Origin of the sequence: Ohtaekwangia sp., assembly GCF_036786105.1 — a bacterium.
Classification (GTDB): Bacteria; Bacteroidota; Bacteroidia; order Cytophagales; family Cyclobacteriaceae; genus Ohtaekwangia.
The window spans coordinates 1-6,096 of record NZ_DAIQRQ010000116.1 but is presented as its reverse complement, the minus strand read 5'-3'; the positions used below and the strand labels follow the sequence as shown (position 1 = coordinate 6,096).

The 6,096-nt window shown below is 46.0% G+C and carries 4 protein-coding genes; all 4 read right to left on the bottom strand.

What is annotated here, in order from left to right; genetic code table 11:
• The coding region (locus V7Q33_RS23045) for a TonB-dependent receptor plug domain-containing protein (RefSeq protein ID WP_333821454.1) at positions 1-1,085 on the bottom strand (1,085 nt) is incomplete at its 3' end.
• A 168-nt stretch (positions 1,086-1,253) separates the two neighbouring features.
• A complete protein-coding gene (locus V7Q33_RS23040) occupies positions 1,254-2,267 on the bottom strand; it encodes a FecR family protein (RefSeq protein WP_331974762.1) in 1,014 nt (337 codons plus the stop codon).
• A gap of 126 nt (positions 2,268-2,393) precedes the next feature.
• Positions 2,394-2,975, bottom strand: coding sequence for an RNA polymerase sigma-70 factor (locus tag V7Q33_RS23035; protein ID WP_331974760.1), 582 nt, complete (start codon positions 2,973-2,975; stop codon positions 2,394-2,396).
• Between the two features lie 317 nt (positions 2,976-3,292).
• Positions 3,293-5,770: an ABC transporter permease gene (locus V7Q33_RS23030; protein ID WP_333821453.1), complete on the bottom strand. Its 2,478-nt coding sequence runs from the start codon at positions 5,768-5,770 to the stop codon at positions 3,293-3,295.
• Positions 5,771-6,096: the final 326 nt, after the last annotated feature.

Here is a 6,096-nt window from a genome sequence, read left to right as displayed (position 1 = left end):
TTATAGGAGTATGATAACTGCGGCTTACCGGTTTTACCTCTTTTGGTTTTAATGAGTATAACACCATTGGCAGCACGCGCACCATATATAGCAGCCGATGCATCTTTCAATACGCTTATGCTTTCTATATCGGCAGGATTAAGGCGGTCTATACCTCCGGTACGTGCCGGTATACCATCGATTACGATCAACGCATTGTTATTACCCAATGTATTGGAGCCGCGTATGCGAATGGTAGAGCCATCGTAGCCCGGTTCGCCACTGGCCTGCATGACAGTAACCCCCGGCATTCTTCCTGCCAGTGAATTGGAAAGGTTCACGGCTGGCGACTTCACCAGGTCTGAACCTTTTACCGTAACAACCGAACCCGTAACGGTTTCTTTCTTTTGTTCACCATATCCTACTACCACTACTTCCGAGAGTTGCTGTACATCGGCAGCCAGCACTACATCGATCGTGGTGCGGCCCGCGATCTCTACTTCCTGCGTGGCATAGCCAATAAAACTGAAGATAAGTGTTGTGCTTTCGTCAGGAACCTGCAGGGTATATTTACCATCTACGTCAGACGTTGTTCCGGTACTCGTGCCTTTTACCAGCACGTTTACACCGGGGAGTCCCATCCCATCGGCATCGGTAATTTTACCCGTGATGGTGAGCACGGGGGGAACGGTTGCCAATAGCGGGAGTTCGCTGTCGGTTTCCAAAGACTCGTCCCCGTCTGTTTTTATCTTGTTCAGCACGATCCGGTCTTTGATTACTTCATAACGGATATTAAGAGGCCCCAACAACTTGTTCAGCAGCAATTCCAGTTTCTCCTTTTCTGCGGAGAATGACACTTCCTGCCGGAGGGATATAAAATTTTTACTGTAAACAAACCTGACTGAAGCGCTTTTCTCGATCTTGTCTAATGCTTTGCTCAGGCTCAGATGCTCGACCGTAAGGGTTACATTTCGGTCTAGAACATTTTGTGCTTTGCCTACCTCTGCCCGGGAAATGCCGGTGAGGATCAACATAACGACAATCTGGCTCAACGTAATCCGCATAATTTTGCTGAGGTTGATGTGCGTTTGTAAAATCTCTTGCATAATTTTGATTGTTTCGTTTTTACAAATGAGACACGTAGCCCTGTCCTGCTGCTAGGCGATGGAACAGGGAGACAATTAAATTTGATTAGGGGTGCCGCAATCACTCCTAATCTCTTTTCATAAAGGGGTATATATTCTATTGCATCATAGTAAAGGGGTTTAGTAAATTTACTCTGTACACCCCGCTCCATCGAGGTATACTGTATTATCTTTCAGTTCGTATGTAGCTTCAATCGAACGGCTCAACAATTCCAGAATGTCGGCCAGGTTCTGATTGGTAAAATCCGCCCGTATCAGGCAGTTGTTCAGATTCGCATTTCTTACTTCCATCCTGATTTGAAATTTCTCTTCGAGCAATGGCAACACCGTGGCCACCGGTACATTATCAAATACGATCGTAGCCTGTTGCCACATGGCGAGTTCCGGCAATTGAGCCGATGTTTCCTTGAGCAAACGATTCTCTGCTTTTACATAGGTAACACGTTCATTCGGTGTGAGGAAAACCGAAGAAGAGTCGCTTGTATTTTCCGGTTTCATTTGTACTGCTACGCGACCCGTCATGACAGATACTTCAATGGTGGAAGCATCTTTATACGCTTTTATATTGAAGCTTGTGCCCAATACTTTGGTAGTAACGTTGCCCGTGGTAACGATGAAAGGGCGATGGTGGTCTTTCGCTACATCGAAGAAGGCCTCCCCTTTTAATTGAATGGTGCGTATCGCGTTGGAGAAAATGTTGGGATACTCGATATGACTACCGGGCCTGAGCCATACCACGGTGCCATCGCTCAGATCTTGCCTGAGTATAGACTGTGTTGTGTTGCGAATAGTAACGAAACCGGCTTTTGCTACAGGCGCGGTCTGCAGCTTTTCCTTTTGCTGCAATACTATACCAAGGCCCGCTATCACTACTGCCAATAAAACAGCAGCCGCTTTATACAATATATAGGAAGATTTTTCTTTTTTGCGTTGCTGGGGAAAAGGCTCGGTGCCAGCCAGATTGTGATGGATTTGCGTGAGCATCTTTTGCCGGAGCGCTTCGCGTTGCTGCATGTCCAGCAGGCGATCATCGTCTGCCGCGTCATCAAAGACTGCATACCATGCGTTGATGCGATTGCGTTCTTCAGGAGTACATTTTCCCTGCAGAAATTTCTGCAGCAGCTCCGGTGTAATTCTTTCCATGGTTCAGGGCATTTACTGAAACGACTAACCTTACGGCTGCTCATTTTCAGAAGGGTGCTGTATATATAGTCAGCCCTCCCTGGCATATCCCCTATATCGTTTGAATTTTTTTTTAAGGTGGAATAATCACACCAGTCCAATGGCAGACGTGATAATAATGGTGAGCTGCTTGAGATTCATCTTCAATACGCGAAGCGCTTTCCCTAATTGATGTTCCACCGTCTTTTCGGAGATACCAAGTTGCGCAGCAATCTGCTTCATGGTAAGATTTTCATGGCGACTCAGCTTGAACACTTCCTGGCATTTTGGGGAAAGCCTGCTGATGTGCTGCTCTACCGATGCGTGCAGGTCATTTACCATAACAAGCTCTTCAGTAGAATTATCGGTGATGGACATGGTTTGCAGCTGGCGGCTGAGGTACTGCTTGCGAATGGCTTCATGCTGAAAGTGATTGATAACTTTATACTTGACAGCCGTAAACAGGTATACCGATAATGATTTGATATGAACGATCTCGCGATTTACCCACAGACTGGTAAATATATCCTGCACAAATTCTTCGGCTGTTTCCCGTGATTGTATGCGCTTGTAGGCGGCAGAATATAGCTTATGCCAATAGCGATTATATATTTCTCCGAACGCAGCCATGTGTTGCTGGCGGAGTAATTCTATTAGGTCTTGGTCAGAATAATCTTTCAACTTATTCATCGAACCGTGGTCTGAGGTAAACAATATTAAGACAAATAAACAGTACTTTCCATACGTTTAGTCCAAAAAATCTGCTTTGCTAACGATTGTTTACCGTGTTTTCGTGTTCTTCGCCTGACTTGGCGCTTCAGAAATACAACAAGTGTTCACGATAACACATACGATTGATGTTTGTGGCAGAAATACCACAACGTGTGTACGCTTTCACGTTGATACGTGTTTACGTTGTGCATGTGCGTACGTTCAGCGTGTACACCATTGATATATACCTGGGCGTAACATGCACACGTAAACACCCGCCAACGTAAACACGTTAATCACTCGCTACGCAGCGAATGCACAGGGTTGGCGCGTGCTGCTTTCCACGTTTCGTAGCTTACGGTGAGCAGGGTAATGAGTATCAGTCCGAAAAGGCTTACTATAAATATCATCGGGCTGATGGTTGAGCGATAGGCAAAATCTGCCAGCCATCGGTCCGCCAGCAGGTAGGCAAGCGGTATAGCAATTACAGCGGCTATTAAAAGTATTTTTAAAAATCCCCAGACAAACATGGCTACAACCTGCCGCACCGCTGCGCCCAGTACTTTTCGTATACCCACTTCTTTTGTTTTTTGCTCGGCAGTATACGAGGCTAATCCGAATACACCCAGTGCCGTAATGAGTATAGCGAGTATAGCAAAAGCCTTGGCCAGCGATGACACGCGACTTTCTGCCAGGTACATGCGGTTGAACTCATCGCTTACAAACCAATAATCGAAGCCTACGCCCGGAAATATTTCGCGCCATGTTTTTTCGATCGACTTTATTTTTTCCTGGAAATGACCGACCGGCAATTTTATATAGGCAATGCGGTCTATGAAATGTACATGCGGGTTGAGCACCAGCGGTTCGATAGCCTGGTGCATGGAGCGGAATGGAAAATCTTTTACCACGCCTATCACTTTATACGAACGCACAATGCCATCAGGATTATTATCTCCCGATTCGGTTACTATAGCGCCTATAACTTTTTCTATCGGTTGATTGAGTGCTTTTACAGCCGCTTCGTTCAGGATCATGGCACTTGAATCGGCTACGTTGTTCTCATCAAAATCGCGGCCTGCTATAAATTCAAGTTGGTAGGTCTTTGCAAAATCGAACTCTACATTGAGCTGGTTCCATTGCAAATCTTTATCGTGCAACTCCGGAAACTTTAAGGTGGTGCCAATCCAGCCGAAGTAATTCAGCCGCGGCAGGTGATTGGCCATGGTTACATGCTCTATATCTTTATCCTGCAACACCGCCTGTTTGAACGCGGCAAATTTATTTTGCGGGGCTGTGCCTCCATAACGAATCGATAACAACTGGCTGCCCTGTTCATTCAGCTTGGTGTTCTGCATGTGCTCCATCTGTCGCACGACCACAAATGTTGAGATGATCAGCACGAGGGACACAGCATACTGCAGCGTAACAAGGCCTTTGCGGAATAACTCCGCTCCTATACCTTTCACCACTTTACCTTTCAATACTTCTACGGGCTTGAACGCAGAGAGGTATAAAGCCGGGTAGCTTCCGGATACGATGGACATAAACAACACTATACCCAGCACGATCAGCAACATATAGGGATCAAGCAACGACACGAGTGTAAAAGATTTATGCGCCAACTGGTTGAAGGGCTGTAAGAAAATAATAACGAGTAACACTGCGATGACCAGTGAACCGAGTGTCATCAGTATAGATTCGCTGAAGAACTGCCAGGCAATTTCCCTGCGTTTGCTGCCGAGCGATTTACGGAGGCCCACTTCCTTGGCTCTGCGGGCCGAGCGTGCTGTAGCAAGGTTCATATAGTTGATGCAGGCGATCAGCAATATCAAAACCGCTACCGAGCTAAAAATGGCGAGATACTTCTTATCGCCGCGTATACCATTCTCCCACAAGTTCTTCTGATCAAAATGTATAGCCGACATCCTGGTGAGAAACGGTCGCAGCTTCCATCCACCCGCTACAAAACTGGAATCGTTCTGTGCCATCTGGTTGGACCAGCCTTGCAGCGCGGCTTCCATCGGCTTTACATCGGTTGTTGATGGTTTAACAACTATATAGCTTTCAAAAAATTCCGAATCACGAAAAGTTGTGCCTTCCATATATACTTCAAAATTTTTACGCACACTTCGCAGTGCATTTATATTCAAAATATAGCGTGGTTTGAAGTGCGAGTTGGAAGGATAATCTTTGTATACACCTGTTACCATTACATCGATCTCCTTTCCATCGGTAGCCCAGGTGTGTTTTATCGTTACGGTCTGCCCGATTGGATCAGCATCGCCGAAAAGTTTATGAGCACCCGTTTCACTCACCACCATTGAGTTATAATCCTGAAACATCTTATCGCGATTTCCTTTTATCAACTCGAATTGCAGCACTTTGTCAAATCCCGGCTCAGCCCAGCGTACTTCTTCAGTCAGTATAATCTTGTCGGTGGCTTTATGATGGAAAGATGTAGGATAGCCTATATTGTCTATACGGATAGCCTGCTCTATTTCGCTTCGTGTGTCTTTCAATTGTTTAATCCAATAGCCGGGTGCCACCGTATTGTCGAACTCCTGCCCTTCAGCATTGATAAAAGTGCACCCGATGCGATAGGTGGTTCCATAATACGGGTGCATGGTGTCGTATTGAAGTTCGTCATTTACATACAGAAAAATAAGAATGGCACTGGCAAGCCCCAGGGCCAGCCCGAACATGTTGAGCAATGCAAAAAGCTTTTGGCGCTTGAAGTTGCGCAGCGCGATGGTCAGGTAATTCCGTATCATTCTGGGCAAGGTTAAGTGGATATATACTAAGAACGATGCCAAACGACAAATAGGTATCCCCCAGCTGGAAGGATTTTGAAGCTAGAGGTCTGGCGGCTAGTGCATCAGTGTGCCGGAACTTATCACACTATTTTTTGCGCTTCGATGTAGTTGATCAAACTCGCGCGGAAACTTTCAACCTGCTCATAGCAAAAGTGCAAGCGCGCGAATGATAAAGCTGAAACCCTGTTGTGCCGCTGGCGGCACAACAGGGTTTCAGCTTTAATTAAATCTTTTTCATGAAGTTTCCGCCAGCGAAAACTTCATGAAAAAGATTCTCAAGGTAC

Excerpts from the sequence above, each read along its gene's own strand:
- V7Q33_RS23040 (WP_331974762.1), bottom strand. The coding sequence starts at position 2,267 with ATGGAAAGAATTACACCGGAGCTGCTGCAGAAATTTCTGCAGGGAAAA.
- V7Q33_RS23030 (WP_333821453.1), bottom strand. The coding sequence starts at position 5,770 with ATGATACGGAATTACCTGACCATCGCGCTGCGCAACTTCAAGCGCCAA.
- V7Q33_RS23035 (WP_331974760.1), bottom strand. The coding sequence starts at position 2,975 with ATGAATAAGTTGAAAGATTATTCTGACCAAGACCTAATAGAATTACTC.